Genomic DNA, 1035 nt, shown 5'->3' on the forward strand with positions numbered 1-1035 from the left:
CCCAGATGGAGACCAACGGCTGTCGCGGCCTGGTCCAAGCCATCGACCACTTCGGCAACGGCATCACCAACCTGCCCGGACAGTGGGTGGAAGGTCGAAGCTGGAGCGCCTGGATCAAAGGGATCCCCGTCCGCTCCGTGGCCACCTTTGCTGAGGGAGAAGTTGGCGAAGTGCTGGCCTTGGTGGGCAGCTCCGGCTGGGTGGAGATCGTGCAAAACCGAGGCAATGCCAGCCGGGCGCTGGATTTTAAGGTGGGAGATGAGGTGCGCGTGCAGTGGAGCGGCTAGATCCCCTCGCCTGATAAAGAGAGGGAGAGACTGGGGATCCTAGGCAGGTTGGCTTTCCACCGTCACGGCTTCCGTCGGAGTAGTGGGGTTTGAGGCGCCCACTTGGACTTTGATCACCCGCGCTGCGTCGGCTTTGGGCAGAGTGAGGGTGAGGATGCCGTCGCGATAGGTGGCCGAGACTTTCTCCGGCTGGATGCGGCGGGCCAGCTTGAGGATGCGTTGAAAAGGTTGGGGCTCCACTTCTTGGTAGCGCAATTCAGCACCTTCAGGGCCGTGAACCTGGATCTCGCCGCTGATGGAGAGCTGTTGAGCCGTGGCCTCGATGTGGAAGCGTTCCCGATTGGCACCGGGCACCCACAACTGGACGGTGTAGGCTTCGCCGCTCTCCCAAACCTGCAGAGGAGTGGGCAGGAAGGAGCGAGAGCGCCCCCGGTTGGGCTCCGCTTGCAGAGCTTGTACCTCGAAAAGCGGGCTGAAGTAAAGAGTTGCCATAGTGTCTCCTAGGGTAAATAGGCTAAGTCATCAATGGAGTTGAGGGAAGCGAAGAGATCTCGGCAAAGAAGGCTTGGCCTGCACTTGGGATTTGAATTCACAAAATCCTGCTCTGATCATCCAAGAAAGCCATCCCAGCGAGGGAGGGCAAACCGATCTGCGATAGGCAGGATCCCCTCACCTCATGGGGAAGAGGGATGAAAACAAACAGGGCAATCCAATGGTTCACCAAATTTTCGGGCTGGAGGCCCGCACC

2 protein-coding genes are annotated in these 1035 nt (G+C 59.5%); one reads left to right on the forward strand and one right to left on the reverse strand.

Translation table 11 applies throughout. The features are described from left to right. Positions 1–287: SAM hydroxide adenosyltransferase (locus NW856_RS13490; protein ID WP_414400671.1), on the forward strand; the 287-nt coding region annotated here is incomplete at its 5' end. Between the two features lie 39 nt (positions 288–326). Here NW856_RS13490 and NW856_RS13495 read toward each other — a convergent pair. After that, the gene (locus NW856_RS13495) at positions 327–779 is read right to left on the reverse strand and encodes an Hsp20/alpha crystallin family protein (RefSeq protein WP_011431920.1); all 453 of its coding nucleotides are present in this window, start codon (positions 777–779) and stop codon (positions 327–329) included. Positions 780–1035: the final 256 nt, after the last annotated feature.

The sequence above is a fragment of the Synechococcus sp. R3-13 genome, from assembly GCF_047462195.1.
In the GTDB taxonomy this organism is placed as follows: Bacteria; Cyanobacteriota; Cyanobacteriia; order Thermostichales; family Thermostichaceae; genus Thermostichus.